The 23,080-nt window shown below is 60.2% G+C and carries 22 protein-coding genes; 12 read left to right on the top strand and 10 right to left on the bottom strand.

All coding sequences use genetic code 11. The features are described 5' to 3' along the window. Positions 1-85: 85 nt before the first annotated feature. From livH to ACYZUA_RS09030, 4 genes are read left to right on the top strand one after another with little or no spacing between them, the layout of a single operon-like run. Positions 86-1,009: a high-affinity branched-chain amino acid ABC transporter permease LivH gene (gene livH, locus ACYZUA_RS09045; protein ID WP_461962803.1), complete on the top strand. Its 924-nt coding sequence runs from the start codon at positions 86-88 to the stop codon at positions 1,007-1,009. Continuing rightward, positions 1,006-2,262 carry a high-affinity branched-chain amino acid ABC transporter permease LivM gene (locus ACYZUA_RS09040; protein ID WP_064676188.1) on the top strand — a complete coding sequence of 419 codons (1,257 nt, stop codon included), beginning with the start codon at positions 1,006-1,008 and terminating at the stop codon, positions 2,260-2,262. Before livH ends, ACYZUA_RS09040 begins: the two co-directional genes overlap by 4 nt. Next, positions 2,259-3,026, top strand: coding sequence for a high-affinity branched-chain amino acid ABC transporter ATP-binding protein LivG (gene livG, locus ACYZUA_RS09035; RefSeq protein WP_461962802.1), 768 nt, complete (start codon positions 2,259-2,261; stop codon positions 3,024-3,026). Before ACYZUA_RS09040 ends, livG begins: the two co-directional genes overlap by 4 nt. Continuing rightward, the gene (locus ACYZUA_RS09030; RefSeq protein ID WP_201114164.1) at positions 3,027-3,728 is read left to right on the top strand and encodes an ABC transporter ATP-binding protein; all 702 of its coding nucleotides are present in this window, start codon (positions 3,027-3,029) and stop codon (positions 3,726-3,728) included. A gap of 172 nt (positions 3,729-3,900) precedes the next feature. Here ACYZUA_RS09030 and ACYZUA_RS09025 read toward each other — a convergent pair whose 3' ends face one another. Next, positions 3,901-4,821, bottom strand: coding sequence for a LysR family transcriptional regulator (locus ACYZUA_RS09025; protein ID WP_461962801.1), 921 nt, complete (start codon positions 4,819-4,821; stop codon positions 3,901-3,903). Between the two features lie 105 nt (positions 4,822-4,926). Here ACYZUA_RS09025 and ACYZUA_RS09020 point away from each other — a divergent pair, with 105 nt between their 5' ends. The 3 genes from ACYZUA_RS09020 (at position 4,927) to ACYZUA_RS09010 (ending at position 8,070) form a co-directional block, all read left to right on the top strand. Further along, positions 4,927-5,526 carry a short chain dehydrogenase gene (locus ACYZUA_RS09020; protein ID WP_223432946.1) on the top strand — a complete coding sequence of 200 codons (600 nt, stop codon included), beginning with the start codon at positions 4,927-4,929 and terminating at the stop codon, positions 5,524-5,526. A 169-nt stretch (positions 5,527-5,695) separates the two neighbouring features. After that, complete coding sequence (locus ACYZUA_RS09015) at positions 5,696-6,361, top strand: COG3650 family protein (RefSeq protein ID WP_461962800.1); 666 nt, start codon at positions 5,696-5,698, stop codon at positions 6,359-6,361. A gap of 95 nt (positions 6,362-6,456) precedes the next feature. Continuing rightward, positions 6,457-8,070 (top strand): NAD(P)/FAD-dependent oxidoreductase, encoded by a 1,614-nt coding sequence (locus ACYZUA_RS09010; protein WP_461962799.1) that lies wholly within the window; start codon positions 6,457-6,459, stop codon positions 8,068-8,070. Between the two features lie 123 nt (positions 8,071-8,193). Here the strand turns inward: ACYZUA_RS09010 and ACYZUA_RS09005 are convergent, their stop codons facing one another. Further along, positions 8,194-9,288 (bottom strand): PLP-dependent cysteine synthase family protein, encoded by a 1,095-nt coding sequence (locus ACYZUA_RS09005; RefSeq protein WP_461962798.1) that lies wholly within the window; start codon positions 9,286-9,288, stop codon positions 8,194-8,196. Positions 9,289-9,526: 238 nt separating this feature from the next. Between ACYZUA_RS09005 and nhaA the strand changes: the two genes are divergently transcribed. From nhaA to ACYZUA_RS08990, 3 genes are all read left to right on the top strand, one after another. Beyond that, the gene (nhaA, locus tag ACYZUA_RS09000) at positions 9,527-10,714 is read left to right on the top strand and encodes a Na+/H+ antiporter NhaA (RefSeq protein ID WP_461962797.1); all 1,188 of its coding nucleotides are present in this window, start codon (positions 9,527-9,529) and stop codon (positions 10,712-10,714) included. A gap of 121 nt (positions 10,715-10,835) precedes the next feature. Continuing rightward, positions 10,836-12,047 carry an S-type pyocin domain-containing protein gene (locus ACYZUA_RS08995; RefSeq protein ID WP_461962796.1) on the top strand — a complete coding sequence of 404 codons (1,212 nt, stop codon included), beginning with the start codon at positions 10,836-10,838 and terminating at the stop codon, positions 12,045-12,047. Then, positions 12,044-12,274 (top strand): DUF7683 domain-containing protein, encoded by a 231-nt coding sequence (locus ACYZUA_RS08990; protein ID WP_461962795.1) that lies wholly within the window; start codon positions 12,044-12,046, stop codon positions 12,272-12,274. The genes ACYZUA_RS08995 and ACYZUA_RS08990 overlap by 4 nt, the downstream gene beginning before the upstream one ends. 66 nt (positions 12,275-12,340) lie before the next feature. Here the strand turns inward: ACYZUA_RS08990 and ACYZUA_RS08985 are convergent, their stop codons facing one another. Next, the gene (locus tag ACYZUA_RS08985; RefSeq protein WP_017336812.1) at positions 12,341-12,805 is read right to left on the bottom strand and encodes an outer membrane lipoprotein; all 465 of its coding nucleotides are present in this window, start codon (positions 12,803-12,805) and stop codon (positions 12,341-12,343) included. A 167-nt stretch (positions 12,806-12,972) separates the two neighbouring features. On the opposite strand from ACYZUA_RS08985, the gene ACYZUA_RS08980 reads away from it, so the two are divergent. Continuing rightward, entirely contained in the window at positions 12,973-13,209 is a 237-nt protein-coding gene (locus tag ACYZUA_RS08980) for a hypothetical protein (protein WP_461962794.1), read from the top strand. Positions 13,210-13,214: 5 nt separating this feature from the next. Here the strand turns inward: ACYZUA_RS08980 and pdxH are convergent, their stop codons facing one another. From pdxH to dinG, 5 genes are all read right to left on the bottom strand, one after another. Further along, on the bottom strand, positions 13,215-13,862 hold the full coding sequence (pdxH, locus tag ACYZUA_RS08975; RefSeq protein ID WP_461962793.1) for a pyridoxamine 5'-phosphate oxidase: 648 nt from the start codon (positions 13,860-13,862) through the stop codon (positions 13,215-13,217). Between the two features lie 24 nt (positions 13,863-13,886). Beyond that, the gene (locus ACYZUA_RS08970) at positions 13,887-14,999 is read right to left on the bottom strand and encodes an OmpA family protein (RefSeq protein ID WP_461962792.1); all 1,113 of its coding nucleotides are present in this window, start codon (positions 14,997-14,999) and stop codon (positions 13,887-13,889) included. A 113-nt stretch (positions 15,000-15,112) separates the two neighbouring features. Continuing rightward, positions 15,113-16,258, bottom strand: a complete 1,146-nt coding sequence (locus tag ACYZUA_RS08965) for a serine hydrolase domain-containing protein (RefSeq protein ID WP_461962791.1) — start codon at positions 16,256-16,258, stop codon at positions 15,113-15,115. A 228-nt stretch (positions 16,259-16,486) separates the two neighbouring features. Continuing rightward, positions 16,487-18,931 carry a beta-agarase gene (locus tag ACYZUA_RS08960; RefSeq protein ID WP_461962790.1) on the bottom strand — a complete coding sequence of 815 codons (2,445 nt, stop codon included), beginning with the start codon at positions 18,929-18,931 and terminating at the stop codon, positions 16,487-16,489. A 95-nt stretch (positions 18,932-19,026) separates the two neighbouring features. Then, positions 19,027-21,171: an ATP-dependent DNA helicase DinG gene (gene dinG / locus ACYZUA_RS08955; RefSeq protein ID WP_008153901.1), complete on the bottom strand. Its 2,145-nt coding sequence runs from the start codon at positions 21,169-21,171 to the stop codon at positions 19,027-19,029. Between the two features lie 99 nt (positions 21,172-21,270). Here dinG and ACYZUA_RS08950 point away from each other — a divergent pair, with 99 nt between their 5' ends. Beyond that, positions 21,271-21,735 carry a CopD family protein gene (locus tag ACYZUA_RS08950; protein WP_461962789.1) on the top strand — a complete coding sequence of 155 codons (465 nt, stop codon included), beginning with the start codon at positions 21,271-21,273 and terminating at the stop codon, positions 21,733-21,735. 175 nt (positions 21,736-21,910) lie between these two features. Here the strand turns inward: ACYZUA_RS08950 and ACYZUA_RS08945 are convergent, their stop codons facing one another. Together ACYZUA_RS08945 and ACYZUA_RS08940 are read right to left on the bottom strand one after the other, a co-directional pair. After that, positions 21,911-22,669 carry a collagen-like triple helix repeat-containing protein gene (locus ACYZUA_RS08945; RefSeq protein WP_461962788.1) on the bottom strand — a complete coding sequence of 253 codons (759 nt, stop codon included), beginning with the start codon at positions 22,667-22,669 and terminating at the stop codon, positions 21,911-21,913. After that, positions 22,662-22,940 (bottom strand): DUF1145 domain-containing protein, encoded by a 279-nt coding sequence (locus ACYZUA_RS08940; RefSeq protein WP_461962787.1) that lies wholly within the window; start codon positions 22,938-22,940, stop codon positions 22,662-22,664. Before ACYZUA_RS08940 ends, ACYZUA_RS08945 begins: the two co-directional genes overlap by 8 nt. Positions 22,941-23,080 lie beyond the last annotated feature (140 nt).

The following is a 23,080-nucleotide window of genomic DNA, read 5'->3' as shown; positions in this document are numbered from 1 at the left end:
TTCGAAGTGGGTGCAGATCCACGGGGCTCGAGCGGGAAAATGACTCCACCAGTGAAATGCGTATCAGGTTTTTAGGAGCGCTGTAATGCCTGACATCTATCACTTTTTCCAACAGCTGGTTAATGGTCTGACCATTGGCAGCACGTATGCCCTGATCGCCATCGGCTATACGATGGTTTACGGCATCATTGGAATGATCAACTTCGCCCACGGCGAGGTATACATGATTGGCTCCTATGTGGCGTTCATCGCCATTGCGGGCCTGACCATGATGGGACTCGACAGTGTTCCACTGTTGATGACCGCTGCTTTTCTCGCGACCATCGTCGTGACCAGTGCCTACGGCTACAGCATCGAACGGATCGCCTACCGCCCCTTGCGCGGCAGCAACCGTCTGATCCCGCTGATTTCCGCCATCGGCATGTCGATCTTCCTGCAGAACACGGTTCTGCTGGCGCAAGACTCCAAGGACAAATCCATCCCCAACCTGATCCCCGGTAACATCTCCTTCGGGCCAGGTGGCGCACATGAAGTGCTGATTTCCTACATGCAAATCGTGGTGTTCGTGGTGACCTTTGTCGCCATGCTCGGCCTGACGATGTTCATCTCACGCTCTCGCCTGGGTCGCGCCTGCCGTGCCTGTGCCGAAGACATCAAGATGGCCAACCTCTTGGGTATCAACACCAACAACATCATCGCCCTGACCTTCGTCATCGGTGCCGCACTGGCAGCCATTGCGGCTGTGTTGCTGAGCATGCAATACGGCGTGATCAACCCGAACGCCGGTTTCCTGGTCGGCCTCAAAGCCTTCACCGCAGCGGTATTGGGCGGTATCGGCAGCATCCCCGGCGCCATGCTCGGCGGGATTGTGCTTGGGGTGGCGGAAGCCTTTGGTGCCGATATCTTCGGCGACCAGTACAAGGACGTCGTGGCGTTCGGTCTATTGGTTCTGGTGTTGTTGTTCCGGCCAACCGGCCTGTTGGGCCGTCCGGAGGTTGAGAAAGTATGACTAGGAATCTTAAACAGGCGTTGTTCAGCGCCTTGCTGGTGTGGGCTGTGGCCTACCCGGTACTCGGTCTGAAACTGACCATCGTCGGCATCAACCTCGAAGTCCATGGCACCAGCGATGCAACCCTGATCACCATCGCCGTGTGCTCGGTGCTGATGTTCCTGCGGGTGCTTTTTGACCAGCAAATCAGCTCGGCCTGGCGGTCCTCGCCAAGCATGCCGCTGATTCCGGCCAAGGCCAGCAACTTCCTGACGCTGCCGACCACCCAACGCTGGATCATTATTGCGTTAATCGCCGGTGCGCTGGTCTGGCCGTTCTTCGGCTCTCGCGGGGCGGTGGATATCGCAACGCTGGTGCTGATCTACGTGATGCTGGGCCTGGGCCTTAACATCGTGGTCGGCCTGGCCGGTCTGCTCGACCTTGGTTATGTCGGCTTCTACGCCGTCGGCGCCTACAGTTATGCACTGTTGTCGCATTACTACGGCTTGAGCTTCTGGATCTGCCTGCCGATCGCCGGCCTGATGGCGGCCACCTTCGGCTTCCTGCTCGGTTTCCCGGTACTGCGTTTGCGTGGTGACTACCTGGCAATCGTGACCCTGGGCTTCGGTGAAATCATCCGTTTGTTCCTGCGTAACCTGACTGGCCTCACCGGTGGCCCGAACGGTATCAGCAACATCGAGAAACCGACGTTCTTCGGCCTTACCTTCGAACGTAAAGCAGCCGAAGGCATGCAGACCTTCCACGAGTACTTCGGCCTGGCGTACAACTCGATCAACAAGGTGATTTTCCTTTACCTGGTTGCGTTGTTCCTGGCACTGGCTGCGCTGTTCGTCATCAACCGTTTGCTGCGCATGCCTCTGGGGCGCGCGTGGGAAGCGCTGCGTGAAGACGAAATTGCCTGCCGTGCACTCGGCCTCAATCCTACGGTCATCAAGCTGTCGGCCTTCACCCTGGGCGCCAGTTTCGCCGGTTTTGCCGGTAGCTTCTTCGCCGCCCGCCAGGGTCTGGTGACACCGGAGTCCTTCACCTTTATCGAGTCGGCGATCATTCTCGCCATCGTGGTATTGGGTGGCATGGGCTCGCAACTGGGCGTGATCCTGGCTGCCGTGGTGATGATCCTGTTGCCTGAAATGATGCGTGAGTTCAGTGAGTACCGCATGTTGATGTTCGGCGCCTTGATGGTGCTGATGATGATCTGGCGTCCTCAAGGCCTGCTGCCCATGCAACGTCCTCACATGGAGCTGCGCAAATGAGCCGCGAGATCCTTAAAGTCGAAAATCTGAGCATGCGCTTCGGCGGCTTGCTGGCGGTCAACGGCGTAGCCCTGAGCGTGAAGGAAAAACAGGTCGTGGCACTGATCGGCCCGAACGGCGCCGGCAAGACCACCGTGTTCAACTGCCTGACCGGGTTCTATCAGCCGAGTGGCGGCAGCATCCTGCTGGACGGCGAGCCGATCCAGGGCCTGCCCGGCCACAAGATTGCCCTCAAAGGCGTGGTGCGCACCTTCCAGAACGTGCGGTTGTTCAAGGACATGACGGCGGTCGAGAACCTCTTGATCGCCCAGCACCGTCACCTGAACACTAACTTCCTGGCGGGCCTGTTCAAGACCCCGGCGTTCCGCAAGAGCGAACGCGAGGCCATGGAGTTCGCCGAGTTCTGGCTGGACAAGGTCAACCTCACAGCGTTTGCCAACCGTCCGGCCGGCACCCTGGCCTACGGTCAGCAACGTCGTCTGGAAATCGCTCGCTGCATGATGACCCGTCCGCGGATCCTCATGCTCGACGAACCGGCCGCCGGCCTGAACCCGAAGGAAACCGAAGACCTGAAGGCGCTGATCAGCATGTTGCGTGAAGAGCACAACGTCACCGTGCTGCTGATCGAACACGACATGAAACTGGTCATGAGCATTTCCGACCACATCGTCGTGATCAACCAGGGCACGCCTCTGGCTGACGGCACGCCGGAACAGATCCGCGGCAATCCCGAAGTGATCAAAGCCTACCTGGGGGAAGCGTAAATGCTGCAATTCGAAAACGTTTCCACCTTCTACGGCAAGATCCAGGCCCTGCACAGCGTCAACGTGGAAATCCGCCAGGGCGAAATCGTCACCCTGATCGGTGCCAACGGCGCGGGCAAATCCACCTTGCTGATGACGCTTTGCGGTTCACCGCAAGCCCATAGCGGCAGCATCAGGTACATGGGTGAAGAACTCGTGGGGCAGACCTCGGCGCAGATCATGCGCAAGAGCATTGCCGTGGTTCCGGAAGGTCGTCGGGTGTTTGCCCGTCTGACCGTGGAAGAAAACCTCGCCATGGGCGGGTTCTTCACCGACAAGGGCGATTATCAGGAACAGATGGACAAGGTTCTCGGACTTTTCCCACGCCTGAAAGAACGCTTCGCTCAACGCGGCGGCACCATGTCCGGCGGCGAACAGCAAATGCTCGCCATCGGCCGTGCGCTGATGAGCAAACCCAAGCTGCTGCTGCTCGACGAACCTTCGTTGGGCCTGGCACCGATCATCATCCAGCAGATATTCGACATCATCGAACAGCTGCGCAAGGACGGTGTGACGGTGTTCCTGGTGGAGCAAAACGCCAACCAGGCGCTGAAAATTGCTGACCGTGCGTACGTTCTGGAGAACGGCCGGGTGGTGATGACAGGCACTGGGGAAGCGCTGCTGACTGATCCGAAAGTACGTGAAGCGTACTTGGGTGGTTGAGTCTTTGCGGTAAACAAAAAACGGCCTTCGGGCCGTTTTTTTATGCCTGACTCAAATCCCAAAACAACGAAAACCCAATGTGGGTTCAGCCTGCTCCCGAATGCAATTTCACATTCAACAGAAATGTTGCCTGCCCTACCGCTTTCGCGAGCAGGCTCGCTCCCACAGGGATCTATGTGGTGTGCTGGAGTCGATCCAGCGCTTCACCGCTGCGCTTGAACCAGCCAATCAGATAATCCGCCAGCACTTGCGTACGTTTCGGCAAACCGCCCTGATACGGGTGAACCAGGTACATCGGCATTCTGCGCGTCTGATAGTCACGCAGGAGCCAGCGCAAACGTCCGTCAGCCAATTCCACTTGCAGCAGGTACGACGGTAACCGCGCAATGCCGGCGCCGGCGAGGGCCGCTTTTTTCAAAAGGCTGTAATGGTTGCTGGCGAACGGCCCCGACACGCGAACCCGCAACAACTCGTGTTGCTGGTGATAGAGCCACTCTTCGCGGCCGCTGTAATGACTGTTGAGCAGACAGTGGTGTTCGGCGAGTGCTTGAGGCGTCAACGGTTCGCCGTATTGCTTAAGGTAGGCCGGGCTGGCGCAGGTCATTTCGTGCCAGGCTAAAAGCGGTCGAGCCACCAGGCGCTCGTCATTGCCCACCTCGGAGCGAACCGCGAGATCAAACCCGTCGCGGGACAAATCACGGTAGTTGTTGCTCAGGTCCAGCTCGATCTGCACCTCGGGGTATTTGCCAGAGAACTCCAGCAACAAGCCATCGAAGAAGGTTTCCCCCAGCGATACCGGAACCGTGATGCGCACCGGGCCGGCCATGTCGTCCTTCAGCCGCGCCAATGCCTGACGCGCCCTCTCGACCTGGACTACGAGCGCCTGGGCTTGCGGCAACAGCGCCGCACCCGCAGCGGTCAGGCTCAAACGGCGGGTGGTGCGTTGCAGCAGGACCACGGAAAACCGTGTTTCCAGCAGGCTGATGCGCTTGGACAATTGGCCCTTGCTACAGCCCAATTGTTGCGCCGCCAAGGTGAAACTCCCCGCTTCGATCAACACCGCAAACGCCGCCAGATCATCCATTTCGCTCATGGATTGTTTCCATTTGAAAGCCAAAGGTTGCCTATTAGCACGCTTATCAATGAAAAAAACCACTCTAGACTTCAACCTCGTTTAACCACTACGAGGATCAGCACCATGAAAATTCTTTTGATAGGCGCAGGCGGCACCATCGGTTCGGCGGTCGACAAGGAGCTGTCCGAGCGTCACGAGATCATCCGCATCGGCCGCAACAGCGGTGATTTCCATGTGGATATCAGCGACAGCGCGTCGATTCGCAAGCTGTTCGAGAAAACCGGCAAGTTCGATGCACTGGTCTGCGCCGCCGGCAACGTGACATTCGCACCCCTCGATGAAATGACCGAAGAAAGCTTCGCACTGGGCCTGAAAGACAAGTTGATGGGTCAGGTCAATCTGCTGCTGATTGGCCGCGAGTTCGCCAATGACGGCGCCTCGTTCACCTTCACCACCGGCGTGCTCAGTCACGACCCGATTCGCAGCGGCGCCTCGGCGGCGCTGGTCAACGGCGCCCTCGACAGCTTTGTCCGTGCCGCAGCGATCGAACTGCCTCGCGGTCTGCGGGTGAATTCGGTGAGCCCGAACGTACTGGTCGAAGCCATGGGCAGCTACGCGCCGTACTTCCGCGGCTACAAACCGGTTCCGGCAGCGGATGTAGCATTGGCCTACGCCAAAAGCGTGGAAGGCCTGCAAACAGGTCAGACCTTTCACGTGGGCTAAACCGCCGCAACCTGTAGGAGCACGGCTTGCCGGCGATGGCGATATCGAAGACGCCATCGCCGGCAAGCCGTGCTCCTACAAGTGATCGGCGAACCGAATTCAAAAATAGTGGGGTTGTGATGAACGGTCAGGCTGAGTAACGTGGCGGCACTTGTCTGGAGACTCAAAGATGCGTGTTGCCCGTTCCTTAGTCCTTGTTGCCCTGCTTCCGTTGTTCGCCGCTTGCCAGTTTTTCGATGGCCCGCGTGAAAATGCCTCCCACGTGGGCCAGACCCGCATGCAGGGCCAGTTGACGGCGGCCGACGGCAAACTGTTGTTCCAGCCGTGCAATGAGCAGCGCAGTTATGTGGTCAACGACACCGGCGGCACCAGCGTCCTGCAAGAGGCCGCAACCCTGGCCGACGCCCAGGGCAAGCTGTTTGCCGACGTACGCGGCCGGATCGTTGCCAGCGGTGCCGACAGCCGCCTCGATCTTGCGCAGCTGTACCGCGTCGAGCGCTCGGGCACCGCGTGCAACGATCCGAATTTCAAAGTGCTGATTCTGCGCGCCGCCGGCCATGGGCCTGAGTGGAACGTCAAAGTCAGCGGCAAAGGCATGGTCATCGAGCGCGCCGGTCAGCCGCCATTGGCCGTGCCCTACGTTGAAGAGCAACTGGGCGATGGCCGCTTCAACCTCAGCACTGAAGCCAATAACCAGCACATCGAATTGTGGGTGGCACCGCAACGTTGCGTCGACAGCAGCACCGGCAGTGTCCAGCACATGAGCGCCGAACTGCGCGTCGACGGCCAGGTTCAGCGTGGCTGCGGGTATTTCGGCGGATCGCGTAACGACTGATCGTTTTAGCCTCACGGGAATCATTCGTTGAGGCTTATAATCGCGGGCTTCAAACGCCTTGGCGCAGTTGTGCGCCCCGCGAACCGGATCCTGTCATGTTACGAATCACCGAACTCAAGCTGCCGATCGACCATCCCGAAGAAGACCTGCGCCCTGCCATCGTGCAGCGCCTGGGCATCACCAGTGATGACCTGCTCGACTTCACCTTGTTCAAGCGCAGCTACGATGCGCGCAAAAAGTCCTCCGAACTGTGCTTCATCTACACCATCGACCTCAACGTTCGCGATGAGGCGGCGGTGCTGCACACGTTCGCCGATGACCGTAACGTCAACGTGGCGCCGGATGTCAGCTACAAAGCGGTCGGCCAGGCGCCGGCTGATCTTGAGCAACGTCCTGTCGTCGTGGGCTTCGGTCCGTGCGGGATTTTCGCCGGGCTGCTGCTGGCACAAATGGGCTTCAAGCCGATCATCCTCGAGCGCGGCACCGAAGTGCGTCAGCGCACCAAGGACACGTGGGGACTGTGGCGTAAAAGCGTGCTTAACCCGGAATCCAACGTGCAGTTCGGTGAAGGTGGCGCGGGGACGTTCTCTGACGGCAAGCTCTACAGCCAGATCAAGGACCCGAAATTCATCGGTCGCAAAGTCCTGCACGAGTTCGTAAAAGCAGGCGCGCCGGAAGAAATCCTCTACGTCAGCAAACCGCACATCGGTACGTTCCGTCTGACCGGTGTGGTGGAAAACATGCGTGAGCAGATTCGTGCGCTGGGTGGCGAAGTGCGCTTTCAGCAGCGCGTGACCGACGTGTTGATCGAGGACGGCCAACTGGTCGGCGTCGAGCTCAATGGCGGCGAGCAGATCCATTCGAAACACGTGATTCTGGCCCTCGGCCACAGCGCCCGCGACACCTTCCGCATGCTCCACGGCCGTGGCGTGTTCATGGAAGCCAAACCGTTTTCGGTGGGTTTCCGCATCGAACACCCGCAATCGCTGATCGACCGCGCGCGTCTGGGCAAGTACGCCGGCCACCCGAAACTCGGGGCTGCCGACTACAAACTGGTGCACCACGCCAGCAACGGACGTTCGGTCTACAGCTTCTGCATGTGCCCGGGCGGCACCGTGGTGGCGGCGACGTCCGAGCCGGGTCGCGTGGTCACCAACGGCATGAGCCAGTACTCGCGCAACGAGCGCAACGCCAACTCCGGGATCGTCGTCGGGATCACCCCGGAAGTCGATTATCCGGGCGGCCCGCTGGCCGGGATCGAGTTGCAGGAACGCCTGGAATCCCACGCCTTTGTGCTGGGCGGCAGCAATTACGGAGCGCCGGCGCAACTGGTCGGTGACTTCATTGCCGGCAAGCCGTCCACCGAGTTGGGCAGCGTAGAACCCTCCTACAAACCGGGGGTTGCCTTGGGTGATTTGGCGCTGGCCTTGCCGGCATTCGCCATCGAAGCCATTCGCGAAGCCTTGCCAGCGTTCGAGAAGCAGATTCGCGGTTACTCGCTGCACGATGCCGTGTTGACCGGGATCGAGACACGTACGTCGTCGCCGCTGCGGATTACCCGTGACGAGTCGATGCAGAGCCTGAACGTGAAAGGCTTGTTCCCGGCAGGTGAAGGCGCGGGTTATGCGGGCGGGATTCTGTCGGCGGGTGTCGACGGGATTCGGATTGCAGAAGCCGTGGCTCGCGACATCCTCGGTCTCAAGGCCTGACCCAAATCCCTGTGGGAGCGAGCCTGCTCGCGATAGCGGATCAGCATTCAACAGAGATGTTGACTGATCTACCGATATCGCGAGCAGGCTCGCTCCCACATTGGTTTCAGCGTTTGATCAACTTCAGATATTGGCGCGCAGCACGGTGGCCGGCAGTGGCTCGCCGCGCTCAACGCTTGCCGCCACGGCATCCATCAAACCGCTCAACTCATACCCCTGGGCCTTGAGCCAAGCCTGATCGTAATAGGTGGTGGCATAGCGCTCGCCGCCATCACACAAAATCGCCACGATCGACCCCGACTCCCCCGCCGCCGCCATCTGTTGGGCCGCCATCAACGCGCCGATCAGGTTGGTCCCGCTCGACCCGCCCACCCGACGTCCCAAACGCTGCGCCAGGTAATGCATGGCCGCCAGAGATAACGCGTCCGGCACCTTGACCATCGCATCGATCACTTTGGGCAGGAACGACGCTTCCACCCGAGGCCGGCCAATGCCTTCAATCCGCGAACCGCAATCCAGGCGCAGACTGGCGTCGCCGGTCTGGTAGTAATCGAAGAACACCGAGCGCTCGGCATCGGCGCAGAGCACGCGGGTGCAATGTTGGCGATAACGCACATAACGACCCAGCGTCGCGGTGGTGCCGCCGGTGCCGGGGCTGGAAATCAGCCAGCTCGGCTCGGGGTGCAGCTCGAAGCGCATTTGCTGGAAGATCGACTCGGCGATGTTGTTGTTCGCCCGCCAATCGGTAGCGCGCTCGGCATAGGTGAACTGGTCGATGAAATGCCCATCGTGTTCACGAGCCAGGCGCTCGGATTCGGCGTAGATCTGCGTCGGATCATCGACCAGATGACTCTTGCCGCCATAGAAGGCGATCTGCGCGATTTTCTCTTTGGAGGTGGTCGCCGGCATCACCGCGATGAACGGTAAGCCCAGCAAACTGGCGAAGTACGCCTCGGAAATCGCCGTCGAACCGCTGGACGCTTCAATCACCGGCGCACCGGGTTTGAGCCAGCCATTACACAGCGCATACAGAAACAGCGAGCGTGCCAACCGGTGCTTCAGGCTGCCGGTGGGATGGCTGGACTCATCCTTGAAATACAACTCGATGCCCGCAAATCCCGGCAGCGGCAAGGGGATCAGGTGAGTGTCGGCGCTGCGCTGGAAGTCGGCTTCGATGATCCGGATGGCTTCGCGGGCCCACTGTCGGTTGTCGCTCATGGTGGTTTTCTCGTTGAGTCGGCCTTGTTGCAAGGCTCAGCTAACAAGCTTAGGAAAAAACCTACATCACGCACAGATACAGCTGAGGTTCAATACGCCGGACAACTGCTAGGCTCAGTCCCTGCCGGTCGTTCGCGTTGTAACGGCATATAACAAAAAAGAATATAACTTTTGTTTTAACAACTAACGGTACGGGTTAGGGTGTGCCACCTTTTGAATTCATCGATGGAGAGCGACCTTGCCTCTGCGTAGCACTTTCACGCGTTTCTTCCAGTTGGAAGCTGCCAGCGGTCTGTTATTGATCGCCGCTGCTGCTCTGGCTTTGATCATCAACAATTCCCCGCTGTCGTGGCTTTACAGCAGCTTTCTGGACACGCCGGTCGTGGCGCAGGTCGGCGCGTTGCAGATCGCCAAACCGGCGCTGCTGTGGATCAACGACGGCCTGATGGCCTTGTTCTTCCTGCTGATCGGTCTGGAAGTGAAGCGCGAAGTCCTTGACGGTCAACTGTCGAAACCGTCGCAAATCGTCCTGCCCGGCGCAGCGGCGATCGGCGGCATGGTGGTTCCAGCGCTGTTCTACTGGTTTCTGAACCGCGAGGACCCGGCAGCCCTGAGTGGCTGGGCCATCCCGATGGCCACCGACATCGCCTTCGCCCTCGGCGTACTGGCCCTGCTGGGTAAGCGGGTACCGGTGTCGCTGAAGCTTTTCCTGATGACTTTGGCGATTATTGACGATCTCGGCGCGATCATCGTCATTGCGATCTTCTACTCGGGCACGCTCTCGACCCTTTCGCTGACTCTGGCGGCAACGTGCATCGTGGCCCTGATCGCGATGAACCGGCTCGGGGTGGTCAAGCTCGGGCCGTACATGATCATCGGTTTGATCCTCTGGGTTTGCGTGCTCAAGAGCGGCGTCCACGCAACACTGGCCGGTGTGACCCTGGCCTTCTGCATTCCGCTGCGCACGAAAAACGCCGAACCTTCGCCGCTGCTGACCCTCGAACACGCCCTGCATCCATGGGTGGCCTACGGCATCTTGCCGCTGTTCGCCTTCGCCAACGCCGGCCTGTCCCTGAGCGGCGTGACCGTCGAAAGCTTCACCCACCACGTGCCGATGGGCATCGCGGTCGGCCTGCTGCTGGGCAAAACCCTCGGCGTCTTCGGCCTGACCTGGCTGGCCGTGAAAATCGGCATCGCCGCCCTGCCCCAAGGCGCCAATTGGGGCCAGGTAATGGGCGTGGCCATCCTCTGCGGCATCGGTTTCACCATGAGCCTGTTTGTCGGCTCCCTGGCGTTTGTACCGGGTGTCAGTGAATACGCAGGGATGGATCGGATGGGGATTTTGACCGGGTCGATACTGGCGGCGCTGATTGGTTATGCGGTCACGGCGGCGGCGAGTCGCAAGAGCGCCGCGCTGCAATCCTGATCAACAGAGACAACTCCTAGAGTCATTCAAGACTCGTCCTACAGCCACGACCAGCCTCGTTCGTTAACGTCGCACAGCCCCTTTGTTGGGGGCTGTCGACGGACGAACGCAAGGAAGATCAGTGGCTGGCAATAAGGACATTCCCCGGGTTCAGAACCCTCCGTCAGGCGACGGTCATCACGTCACTCACCGCTTTATGACGGCCACCGAACTGGCCGCGCGGGATGCCAGACAAAACGCTTACGACGCCATGCTCGCGAGGCAAGACGCCTTCGAACGGAGTCGTGAGGTTGGCGCGAAAAAGCACGAAACCGTTCGCGCGGGCTGCGTCTTTGCCAAGTCCTGCAAGCTGCCGGACGCCATCATCGATTACTCGAATCCTTCGGGGATGGTGCCCACCGACAGTCTGAAGGACTACGGAGAAGTCGCCTGGCTCGGCGCTCGTGAGGTAGACGACGCCGGGCTGCTGAATCTTGAAACGATCAGTGGCAGTACCGTTTCGCTCGGTATTGGCCGTCTTGCACTCCGTACGCCGACTCTCGTCATTCCGGCCGCAGCACTCGGCGCTACTGGAGCTACCGTATTGGCCGGCCTGGCCGCAATTTTCTGGGTACCCGGCCTGGACGACAGCGCCCTCTACACCGAAGAACAATTACGCACCCTGGAACAGGCCCGCACCCGCGTTCGGCTGAGAGTCGAGCAACAGGCTGACGGCAGCCTCAAGGGATACGGTTTCTACACCGGCAAGAACCGCGATTGGGAAATGGTCGATGTCGCGCAGTTCGCATTGCACGGCAGTCAGCAGGTGGCGGATCTGGGGGATGGTGTTGAACTGATCTGGACACCGGCTGTGGATGGTTCCGACATCCTCGGCACTCCAGCGCTGGAAGCGGCACCACAAGCGCCGCATATTTGGGTTTATCCGCCGACGAAAGCGGCGGATAGCATCATCGTGAATCCGGTTTACCCGCCTGAGTACAAGGATTTCATTCTTGTGTTTCCGGCGGACTCTGGGGTTAAGCCGGTTTACATTGTTGTCAACGCCCGAACTGGAGACCACGAATACTACCCGCCGCCTGAAGTACTTCCCGCCTACCCTGACGCGAAGGTCGTGGGTCGTAAAACACCGGTTTTAGGTGGCGGAGGGCTTCGTAAACGATGGAAAACGGCAAAAGGGCTAATTCTGGAATGGGACTCTATGCATGGTGCGATCGAGATGTACGACGCTAGAGGTAAACACATCGGGGAATTCGATCCAAATACAGGTGAGCAGACGACCAAGTCAAAAAACAAAAAGTCCAAAAAGAAAAAGGAAAGGAGAATTGAACCTTGAGATATCTAGTAGAAGCTTTTGACAAAAGAACGGAATTCCAAGCCTTTGTCGTTGAGTTGCCGCAAGGTTGCGATGAGCAAATCAAATCCATCATGGGTTGGACTAAAGACCAACAAGGCTGGGAAGGCTATAACCTTTCCCAGTTGCAACTGTCAGCGATCGAAGGGCTGATAGGAAAACCCATTCACGACCCGGACCATTACTTCCAACTCACGTGTAATGTGTGAAGGCAGCAGATACAAAAAACCCCAACCAGTCACCTGATCGGGGTTTTCTTTTACCCGTATTCCCGCTTAATGCGAAACGCGGCTAGTCCCATCAACAGTAGCAATCCGCACCCGCTCGCCAACACGGAACACTTCGTTCTCCTGAACCTGTTGCACATAGGCGCGCATGCTGCCGTCGTCTTCGCGAACGGTGATTTCCACGCCTTGGGCGCGGGTCAGGCCTTCTTCTGTGGCCGAGCCGATCAGGCCGCCAGCAACGGCGCCGATAACTGCAGCAACGATGCTGCCGCGACCGCCACCGATAGCGCTGCCGCCAACACCACCCACCGCCGCACCGGCGAGGCCGCCGATTGGGGTTTTAGTGCCTTCGATTTTGACCGGTCGCAGGGATTCGATGGTGCCCATGCGAACGGTCTGCACGCGACGCGCTTCGTCACGGGAGTAGGAGTCACCGGTCAGGCTGGACTGGCAACCAGTGAGCAACATCGCCATCGTGGAAAAGGAAGCAACCAGCAGAACAGACTTACGCATAGCATCAACTCCAAAGGACAGGTATTCATTAAACTCCGCAACTTGACGCCTGTCACGGCCTCGCCCGGATAAAATTGGTTTGATTCAGGCCCGGTACAGGCACCTCCACGAACTCACCACACAGTAGCGGCAAGTCCGGAATCTGCGTCGCTGCCCCAAGGATTGTCATGGATTACTTCATCATTGTCGTCACTACCGTTGCCGGATTGTATTTCCACTGGTGGCTATACGTGCGGATCAAACGCTGGATGGACCGCGATCTGGCGTTGGCACTGGCGGGTAAAGACGAGCAGAAAAAGGCGTTCATGCTCCAGCAACTGGCGAACGCTCAAGCGCAGAAGATCAAGCGCCGAGACCTGCCGCGCTGGCTTGAAGCCGCTGCGGCAGGCTGTCCCGATCGGTAGACGGCTTAAGGTGCGAGACGCTCAAGAATCCAGTCGGTGCCCTGAAAGCGGTAGTTGAGGCGATCGTGCAGGCGGCTCGAACGGCCCTGCCAGAACTCGATGCGCTCCGGTAACAAACGATAACCGCCCCAGTGCTCCGGGCAATGAGGTTGCGTGTCGCTGAAACGTTGCTCGGTGTTCTTGAGCAGCGCTTCCAGCTCGGCACGATCGGCGATCACGCGGCTTTGCGGTGAAGCCCAGGCACCGAGGCGGCTGCCCAGGGGACGGACCTGAAAGTAGGCGTCGGACTCTTCAGGCTTAACCTTCACCACCCGCCCTTCGATGCGCACCTGGCGCTCCAGGGCCGGCCAGAAAAAGGTCATGGCCGCGAACGGGTTCGCGGCCAGATGCTGGCCCTTGGCGCTGTCATAGTTGGTGAAGAAGGTGAAGCCCTGCTCGTCCAGTCCCTTGAGCAGCAGAATGCGGCAATGCGGCCGACCGTCCTGATCGACGGTGGCCAGGGTCATGGCATTAGCCTCCACCGGCGGTTGCTCGGTTTTCACCGCGTCGGCAAACCACTGATGGAACAGCCCGAATGGCTCGGCCGGGGCTTGCGCCTCGGTCAGGCCATCACGGGTGTAGTCGCGACGCATATCAGCCAGGCCCTGGGTCATGGCGCATTCCTTTTGGTTAACGAATCACTTTTTTACAGTATCGGCGGTGGCGGCGACTTTTTTCGTGTCGGCAGCGGCTTTGGCCGGCGCAGTCTTTTTCGCCGGGGTCGCGGTTTTAGCCGGTGCCTTCTTGGCGGCGGCTTTCTTGGCCGGGGCTTTTTTCGCAGCAGGCACAGCCGCTTTCTTCGCGGCTGGCGCCGGGGTGACCGGTTTGACCACTGGCTTGACGTCCTGGGCAGCGACCAATTTCACTGGCGCAGGGGCCGGCATGTTGTACTTGCTCAGCAACGCGACCATGGTGTTTTGCGGGGTCACCAGCAGTTCGACGCGACGGTTCAAAGCACGGCCTTCATTGCTGTCGTTGGCAGCACGCGGGGCTTCGCCGCCCATGCCGCGCAACATCAGGCGATCACGCTGCAGACCGCTGAGGCGGAAGATCGACGCCACGGCCTGGGCACGCTCCTGGCTCAGTTTCACGTTGGCCGGTGCGGCGCCCGACGTATCACTGTGGCCGAGAACCAGCACGGCAGTTTTCGGATCGACTTCAAGAATTTTCGCGACGCGAGTGAACGGGCCGAGGGTCACCGGCAGCAGCATGGCCGGACGGTCAGGGTTGAACGAGCCTTCTACCGGTGCGGTCACCACTAATACGTTTTCACGGCGCTCGAGTTGCAGGTTGCTGCCCTTGATCGCTTCGCGCAGGCGCGGTTCGTAGTCGTCGAGCCAGGCCTGGGTGACTTTAGGATCCGGCATTGGCACGGCTTTAGCGGTGCTTTGCTCTTTACCACCGAACGGCCACCACCATTTGCCACCTGCATCGGCCTCAGCCTTGGCCACCTCGACCGGTTTGGCTTCAGGCTTGGCTTCAGCTTTCACTTCAGGCTTGGCAGGCGTCTTGTCGGCGCCGTCATCGGAACCGAACGGCCAGTACCAAGGGCTGGAGCTTTCTGTCTTGGCCACCGGAGCGGTCGCGGCAGGCTTGAGGGGTGCTGGGGCCGGAGCCGGGCCTTTAGCGGCGACTTTGTCGGAAGAACCGAACGGCCACCAGCTGCTGCCATCGGAGTCATTTTGTGGAGTTTGTGCGCAACCGGTAATAGCGAAGCACAGGGCCAAAGCGAGTGTTTTATTGGATGACATTGGATATCCACAAAATGAAGTAATGAAAAATCAGGCCGGGTTGTCCCGGATAAACAGACGCTTGGAAACCATAAAGGCCTTGGGGTTCCGGCCCTGGAACCCCTGAGCGCGTTTTACAGACAAGTGGCCAGTGCGCGCACAAGCTTTTGTGCGCGCGGATCCATCAAGACGTACGGCCCCAGGGTATTTGTCACAAAACCGAAGGCCACATCGTGTTCCGGGTCCGCAAAACCGGTGGAGCCGCCGGCACCCGGATGACCGAACGCACGAGGGCCGAGGCCGTAGGTAGCGTTGGCGACGTCCGGTTGATCGAGCATGCAACCTAGACCAAAACGCGTCCGGGTCAGTAAAGTCTTGTCCTCGCCGAGGCTGTGCTCGCGCGTCAGTTCCTCGAGCATTTCGCTTTCCAGCAAGCTGCCATCGAGCAGACCGGCATAGAACCCGGCGAGACTGCGGGCATTGCCGTGGCCATTGGCGGCCGGCTGCTGCATGCGTCGCCACTCGGGTTTGTTGGTGCTGGTCATGATCGACGGCGGGTTGGTGAACGCCCTCGTGGTCATGGCTGTCGGTTCGCGCATAGTCACTTGCAGCAAGCGCTGGGCGGCGGCATCGCCGACATTGCCCTTGCCACGGGCGATGTGCGCCACACGATGGAACTCCTGGTCCGCCAGACCGACGTGAAAATCCAGGCCCAAAGGCTTCGCGACTCGCGCCACGATGGACTCACCCGGCCCACGACCATCGGCACGACGCAGCAACTCACCGACCAGCCAGCCATAGGTGATAGCCGCATAACCGTGACCAACTCCCGGCGTCCACCACGGTTCTTCGGCGGCCAGGGCGTCAACCATGGTTTGCCAGTCATAAAGGGCTTCCGGTGCCAGCAACTCGCGCAACGCAGGCAAACCCGCCTGATGGCAGAGCAATTGACGCAGGGTCACGGACTCTTTGCCGGCGGCGGCGAACTCTGGCCAGTAGCGGGCAACCGGGGCATCCAGTTGCAGTTTGCCTTCGGCCACCAGTTGCAGGGCGGTCACCGCGGTAAAGGTCTTGGTGCAGGAAAACAGGTTGGCGATGGTATCGCTGTGCCAGGCTTCGGTGCCGTCCTTGTCTGCGCTGCCGGCCCAAAGGTCGACCACGGTTTCACCGCCAATCTTGATGCACAACGCTGCGCCACGTTCCTGAGGATCATCGAACAGCGCCGCGAAAGCCTCACGCACCGCTTCGAACTTCAGCTCGTAAAAACCCTGAATCTGCACCCGTAACTCCCCGGATATAAAGCTCTACAAAGTGGCCCGCATTGTTCCAGCCCTAGAGGGTTTTGGGAACTGTGGCGGGCTGGGCGGCGTAGCCGCCCATAGATTTGTTCAGAAAACCTGTGGTGAATCCGAGGGCGCTATCGCGGGCAAGCCTTGCTCCTACAGGATCTCCACAACCCCTGTAGGAGCATGGCTTGCCCGCGATGAACGATCACTCGGTCTCAATGCTTAATCAGCTTCGTGGCCGGCTTTATCCGCCTCAGCCTTGGCCTTCTCGGCTTCTTTACCGAGCTGATCGACGGTCTGCAAATTGCTCTTGCGTACGCTGTCGACGAAACCCTGAAATGGCAGATCGGTAATGCCCACCAGACCAAAGTGCCCATTCTCGCCATCCAGCAGACGACCGGTCACCGGTTGATCAAGGTATTGAAACCAGTGCACGCCGACGATCGACGGTTCGCTCATCGCTTGTTTCAGGAAATTGGCGTAAGCCGGCCCACGGTCCTCTTCCTTCGCCAACTGCGTAACGCCGCCCCAGAACGGGCCACGATCGGCCGAGCCGAAGTTGAATTCGGTGATCAGCACCGGTTTGTCCAGGCTGCGCAGCCTGGCGAAGTCGTAACCGTCCTGCGGTTGCAGGGTGTACATGTTGAAGCTCAGCACATCGCAATACTTGGCGCAGGACTCAACTGCTTCCGGGGTGCTGATGGCAAACCGGCCGCCCAGCAACAGCTGATTCGGCGCGTGCCAATTGAGCGAATCGGAGAGGGTCTTGAAGTACGTGTCGGCGAAGACCTTCTGGAAGTATTTGAAGTCGGCTTCGATTTCCGGGAATTCGGCGCTTGGCAGCGGTGGCACGAAGCCCGGGTCTTCCATCAATTCCCAGGCCGGCAGATCAATACCCCAGGCTTTGGAAAGGCCCGCCTGATTGCGGTATTTGTCCCGCAATTGCTTGAGGAACGCGCGTTTGGCCGGCACATCGGTGGTCATTTTCAAGGTGCCGTAGGCCAACGCATAGCGGGCTTTCGGGTCGTCGCCGGGACCGGCCCAGGCCAGTTCGTTATCGGCGAAGTAACCGATCAGCCATGGATCGTCGCGATGGTCGCGCGCGGCGATGGCCACGGCACGTTCGGTGGCCATGGCGAATCGTGGGTCGAACGGATCGGGCATGCCGCCCCACCAGTCGGTGCCGGTGCTGATGCTGGCGTAATCGCCGACGATCGACAGCGGCAAGGTGTACGGCACGCGATCAGCACTGGCCAGCGCCGACGCGCTCCAGTTGCCGATGGTGTTGAAGCCCCAGGCTTGCAGGCGATCAAGGGTATGGCTGGCCCAGCGCTGTTCATCAACCACCGCTTTGCAGGGTTCGGCAGGTGTTTGCTCAGTTGCTTTCGCGGCGGTCGCTTCAACGGCGCCGGTCTTGGCGGCTTCGGCGACACCGGATTCGGCCGTCGAAGGAACGACAGGTTGCTCAGCAGCCTTCTCGGCCGTTGCCGCAACCGCGTCAGCCTTGGCCGCTTCGGCGACACCGGCCTTGGTTTCGCTGCCCGGTGCGCAAGGCTCGCCATACAAGCGCTGCAGGTTGGCACCATAGAAGTCGTACCAGCGACCGGCATTGTAGCCACGGCCCTGATCGACGCCATTGCCCCCACGGTTATCGCCTTCGCCATAATGGCTGGCCAGCGGTTCGTCGGGTTTGGGCAGGGATTCAAACATCCACTCGCGGCCGGCGACGTAGGTCTGGTCGACGTCCGGGGTGACGGTGTTGACCCCGAGCGAATAGAACGGATGGCCTTCCGGCGTCACCAGGTACCAGCGACCGTCGCGCTTCTCAGTGCGGAAAAAGCCGCTGGCCTTGAAGGCCGGGCCTTTGTTCCAGCCACCGAACTTGTCCAGAGACAACTTCTCGCGCTCGGCCAGCCAGGTTTTCAGTTGTTGCTGTTCCTTGGCGGCGGCGCTTTTCAGTTGCTCGTCGCTGCTGACTTTCTCTGGCCACTTGGCCCGGGTCGACTGGCCGTAAGCGTCTACAATGCCGCCAAAAGCCGCTTGGGTAACCGCATCGCCGTCCTGCACGCCAAAGCGTTCCAGCAGAATGCTTTGCGCGACTTTCGGTTGATCCATCGACAAGGTCACCGACACCACCTGGCTGCGCTCCAGCTCACCGGCGCTGCTGGCCAGCAATACACGCTGCCCCTCATACGTCATTGGCATCGGCGGGCCCGCTTTCAGGCCCAGGCTCAATGGCGTAAAGGGCTGCAGCGGCACCAACAAGGTTTGCGCAGGGCCGGCCGGCAAGTCGACGCGGCTGACCAGCGTCTTGCCGTCGTTGCTCTGGATTTTCACGTACAGGGTGACAGCCCAGTTCATTGCGCTCTGAATCCGCAAACTCATGAAGCCTGACTGCGACCAGTCCCAGGCCCCAGTTTGCGGGGTCAGACGCAAGGTCGGTTGTGCCACCGGGTTGAACGTCACCCGACGCAGCACCTCGCCTTCGGCCGTTTGCTCGGCATTGGATTGCGGCAGGCTGGCGTCCTGAGTCGCCACCTGAACCACATCGGCGGGGCGCACAAAGTTGAACAGCGTCTGTTGGCCGGCAGGAGCCGCCAGCAAAGGGGCTGCGAACATCAGAGCGAAAGCGGCAGGTAACGAACGGCGCAGCGAACGGCGAATCATGAGAACGAAATTCTCCCTAACGACCTTAATGGGCCAGTGGAAAAGCGATGGCAGAGAGATAGACAACACGGTGGGCAAATTTGCCCACCGGTGTATCAGGAAATTTCACGACGAAAAGGTGGCAACGCATTGAGGATCGCTTTGCCATAACGCTGGGTGACCAGGCGTCGATCGAGCAAGGTGATGGTGCCGCGGTCTTCTTCGGTGCGCAGCAAGCGACCGCAGGCCTGGACCAGCTTCAGCGAAGCATCCGGCACGGAGATTTCCATGAACGGATTGCCACCTCGAGCCTCGATCCACTCGGCCAGGGCCGCTTCGACCGGATCATCGGGCACCGAAAATGGAATCTTCGCGATCACCACGTGTTCGCAGTACGCCCCGGGCAAGTCGACCCCTTCGGCAAAACTGGCCAGGCCGAACAACACGCTGGAATCGCCGCCATCGACCCGCGCCTTGTGCTTGTTCAGGGTTTCCTGTTTCGAGAGATTGCCTTGAATAAACACCTGCTTGCGCCAGTCGCGGTCGAGGCCGTCGAAAACGTCCTGCATCTGTTTGCGCGAGGAGAACAGCACCAAGGTGCCGCGCGAACCTTCCACCAAGGCTGGCAAGTCACGGATGATCGCTGCGGTGTGGGCCGGCGCATCACGCGGATCGGCCTTCAGGTCCGGCACCCGCAGCACGCCAGCGTCAGCATGGTGAAACGGGCTCGGGACCACTGCGGTCACAGCTTTTTTCGGCAGACCGGCGCGCATGCGGAAGCGATCGAAGGTGCCGAGCGCGGTCAGGGTCGCGGAGGTCACCAGAGCGCCGTAGGCCACGTTCCACAAATTGCGACGGAGCATTTCCGCCGCGAGGATCGGGCTGGCGTTGACCTCGATGTCGAACAGCGAGCCGCTTTCGGCCAGGGTCAGCCAGCGGGCCATCGGCGGGTTGTCTTCCGGGTCTTCGGCGGTGAACGCCACCCACAATTCCCAGTTGCCCGAAGAACGCGACAACAGGCTGCCGAACAGCGGGTACCACTCTTCGGCCTGGTTGCTGGCGATGCCGATGTTGACCTCGCCGTCCATGCCTTCCTTGAGCAGTTCGGTGAGCCGGGTGAACAGGTCGGTCAGACGGGCAAAGCCCTTCTTCAACTCGACGCCCATTTCGCGCATATGCTCGGGAATCACCCCGCCGACGAAGCGATGACGTGGCCGCTCGCGGCCTTCGACGTCTTCGCCGGGTTTGAAATCGGCGACCTGCTCACAGGCGCTGAACATGAATTGTTGCTGGGTCTTGATCTCCCGCGCCAGTTCCGGCACCTGCTCGATCAACTTGCCCAGGTCGCCCGGCAGCGGATGCTGGGCCAGCAATTTGGTGAGGTTCTTGGCGGTGGTTTCCAACCAGTCGGCGGTGGAACGCAGACGCGTGTAATGGGCGAAATGGCCGATGGCCTTGTCCGGCAGGTGGTGGCCTTCGTCGAACACGTAGATGGTGTCGCGCGGGTCCGGCAGCACGGCGCCGCCGCCCAGCGCCAGGTCGGCCAGGACCATGTCGTGGTTGGTGACGATCACGTCGACCTTGCCCATGCCTTCGCGCGCCTTGTAGAAGGCGCACTGGCCGAAGTTCGGGCAATGGCGGTTGGTGCATTGGCTGTGATCGGTGGTCAGGCGTGCCCAGTCGGCGTCTTCCAGGGCGGTGGACCAACTGTCGCGGTCGCCGTCCCACTTATTGCCGGCGAGTTTCTCGATCATGCTGGTGAACAGCTTCTGACTGGCCTCGTCGACCTCGATCTTGAAGCCTTCTTCTTCAAACAGCTGCGCCGTGGCGGTTTGCGCGTGACCTTCCTGGAGCAACATATCGAGCTTGGACAGGCACATGTAGCGCCCGCGCCCCTTGGCCAGGGCGAAGCTGAAATTCAGCCCGCTGTTGCGCATCAGGTCGGGCAAATCCTTATAGACGATCTGCTCTTGCAGGGCCACGGTGGCCGTGGCAATCACCAGGCGCTTGCCGGCGGCCTTGGCCGTGGGGATGGCAGCCAGGCTGTAGGCCACGGTTTTGCCGGTACCGGTTCCGGCTTCCACCGCGACAATCGCGGGGTCGCCACTGCGCCGGCCTTCGTCGTCGGTGTCGATGTCACCGAGGACCTTGGCAATTTCGGCGATCATCAGGCGTTGGCCGTAGCGCGGCTTGAGGCTCTTGGCTTCGAGAAAACGCGAGTAGGCGCCCTGGATCGTGGTTTTGAGTTCAGTGCTGATCATGGATTGTCGGGCGCAAAAAACGCTGGATAAATTTTCAGTGGTTCGGTTCGGCGGCTATCATACCGCGCTAATTAATCCCGCGCAGAACGGAGTACCCCAATGACACCTTTTGGCATCCTTTACACCCTGCATGTCCTGTCCGCCCTGGTCTGGGTTGGCGGCATGTTTTTCGCGTGGATGGTCTTGCGGCCCGCGGCGATGAAGGCTCTGGAGGGCCCTGCCCGGTTGAAGCTGTGGGTGGAAGTGTTTCAAGGTTTTTTTCGCTGGGTCTGGATCGCGGTGGTGCTGTTGCCGGTCAGTGGTGTGGGCATGATTCATATGCAGTACAGCGGTTTTGAAGCGGCGCCGCGGTATGTGCAGGTGATGATGGGGCTGTACGTGGTGATGACGGCGCTGTTTATCCGGATTCAGGCGTTGTTGTTGCCGGAGTTACGCACGTCGGTGGCGGCGCAGGACTGGCCGACCGGGGCTGCTACGCTTGGGAAAATTCGCAAGTTGGTGGGGATCAATCTGATGGTCGGGTTGGTGTTGGTGGCGGTTGCTGCGGCCCGGCCGATGTTCTAAAGCTTTGCAGACTTTTGTGGCGAGGGAGCTTTGTGGCGAGGGGATTTATCCCCGTCGGGCTGCGAAGCGGCCCCAATCCAGACTCCGCGCAGCCTGATTTTACGACTGCTTCGCAGCCGAACGGGGATAAATCCCCTCGCCACAAAGCTTCCTCGCCACAAGGGGTCGGTCGTTCTTACAACCTTTGTACGGTCACCGCCCCCGCCGCACCCGCAGACCCCGGCTGACCATCAACACCCGGTCTGCCGTTCTTGCCGCCATCGGCCTTGTAAACGAAACAACCCTTGGCCTTGCCACCCGCGCCCGGTTTACCGCCAGGCCCCGCCACACCACCGTCGCCGCCGGCCACTTGAACCTTGATCAGTTCCACCGGGTAATCGCGCGGCACTTCCAGACGAACCTGTGCACCCGGTGCGCCCGGCTGACCGTCGCTGCCATCACTGCCATCGGCACCGCGACCGGCCTGGCCCCAGGTACAACCCGGTGCCTGACCGTTGGCCCCATCGAGACCGACGAAACCCGGTGCGCCCGCGCCGCCGCGAGCGTCCACCCACAACAGCGGCGCACTCAGTGCCTTGATCTGCAAGTTCAGGTTACGCCCGGAGCGGGCTGCTTTCAGGTAAGTCCCCGGCGCGCCGCGAGCCGTGATCTGGCTGCCTTCCGACAACTGCGCACGAATGATCTTCAGCTCAAGCGGCTGTTCGCCGGGAACGATGGCGATCCGCGCTTCACGACCCAGACGCAATTCCCCGACGGCTACCTCGGTCACATTCGAGGGAATCAATAACGTGCCGTAGTCGGCCACTTCCAGGCGTTCCAGTTGCAAAGTGCTGGCGGTGTTGGGCAAGCGCATCAAGGAGTTGGTTTCGACGCTCACCACCTGGGCGCAGGCCAACGGGCTGATGAGTGCTGCGAGCAGACAGAGTTTACGCATGGGAAGCCTTAGACGCGGTCAGAGCCGGGATGGTTTGCAGGTGGAAAACGCCGAAAAAAAGGATTTTCAGGCGATCAAGCCAAGGATGAGCGCGACCTCTGAGGCTGCGGAAACAGAACACCGCCTCAAGAAGATGAAGACATGCCAGCAGGCCGCCGGCCAGATCGACCAACAGATGCAGAGGATTGACAAACGGCATGAGCTGATTGGCAAGAACCACCAGCCAGAACAGCAGGGTCAACAACTTCCCCAGCCCCCAAAACACGTTCATACGCTCCCCCGTTGAGAATTATTCTTTCGCGCACAGTACCGGCTTCCACGCGGGATAAGCCAGAGGGCAACGGAAAATTCTTCATGAAGGCCGCCGAATGGCCGCCGGACCGACTTCAATAGTTGTCCGACGGCTCTATC

It is taken from the genome of Pseudomonas sp. LS2P72 (genome assembly GCF_054897865.1).
This window is presented reverse-complemented; position numbering and strand designations above follow the sequence as displayed.

Bases quoted from the DNA above. Each gene is read 5' to 3' on its own strand.
- livH (WP_461962803.1), top strand. From the start codon at position 86: ATGCCTGACATCTATCACTTTTTCCAACAGCTGGTTAATGGTCTGACC.
- ACYZUA_RS09040 (WP_064676188.1), top strand. From the start codon at position 1,006: ATGACTAGGAATCTTAAACAGGCGTTGTTCAGCGCCTTGCTGGTGTGG.
- livG (WP_461962802.1), top strand. From the start codon at position 2,259: ATGAGCCGCGAGATCCTTAAAGTCGAAAATCTGAGCATGCGCTTCGGC.
- ACYZUA_RS09030 (WP_201114164.1), top strand. From the start codon at position 3,027: ATGCTGCAATTCGAAAACGTTTCCACCTTCTACGGCAAGATCCAGGCC.
- ACYZUA_RS09025 (WP_461962801.1), bottom strand. From the start codon at position 4,821: ATGAGCGAAATGGATGATCTGGCGGCGTTTGCGGTGTTGATCGAAGCG.
- ACYZUA_RS09020 (WP_223432946.1), top strand. From the start codon at position 4,927: ATGAAAATTCTTTTGATAGGCGCAGGCGGCACCATCGGTTCGGCGGTC.
- ACYZUA_RS09015 (WP_461962800.1), top strand. From the start codon at position 5,696: ATGCGTGTTGCCCGTTCCTTAGTCCTTGTTGCCCTGCTTCCGTTGTTC.
- ACYZUA_RS09010 (WP_461962799.1), top strand. From the start codon at position 6,457: ATGTTACGAATCACCGAACTCAAGCTGCCGATCGACCATCCCGAAGAA.
- ACYZUA_RS09005 (WP_461962798.1), bottom strand. From the start codon at position 9,288: ATGAGCGACAACCGACAGTGGGCCCGCGAAGCCATCCGGATCATCGAA.
- ACYZUA_RS08985 (WP_017336812.1), bottom strand. From the start codon at position 12,805: ATGCGTAAGTCTGTTCTGCTGGTTGCTTCCTTTTCCACGATGGCGATG.
- ACYZUA_RS08980 (WP_461962794.1), top strand. From the start codon at position 12,973: ATGGATTACTTCATCATTGTCGTCACTACCGTTGCCGGATTGTATTTC.
- pdxH (WP_461962793.1), bottom strand. From the start codon at position 13,862: ATGACCCAGGGCCTGGCTGATATGCGTCGCGACTACACCCGTGATGGC.
- ACYZUA_RS08970 (WP_461962792.1), bottom strand. From the start codon at position 14,999: ATGTCATCCAATAAAACACTCGCTTTGGCCCTGTGCTTCGCTATTACC.
- ACYZUA_RS08960 (WP_461962790.1), bottom strand. From the start codon at position 18,931: ATGATTCGCCGTTCGCTGCGCCGTTCGTTACCTGCCGCTTTCGCTCTG.
- dinG (WP_008153901.1), bottom strand. From the start codon at position 21,171: ATGATCAGCACTGAACTCAAAACCACGATCCAGGGCGCCTACTCGCGT.
- ACYZUA_RS08950 (WP_461962789.1), top strand. From the start codon at position 21,271: ATGACACCTTTTGGCATCCTTTACACCCTGCATGTCCTGTCCGCCCTG.
- ACYZUA_RS08945 (WP_461962788.1), bottom strand. From the start codon at position 22,669: ATGCGTAAACTCTGTCTGCTCGCAGCACTCATCAGCCCGTTGGCCTGC.
- ACYZUA_RS08940 (WP_461962787.1), bottom strand. From the start codon at position 22,940: ATGAACGTGTTTTGGGGGCTGGGGAAGTTGTTGACCCTGCTGTTCTGG.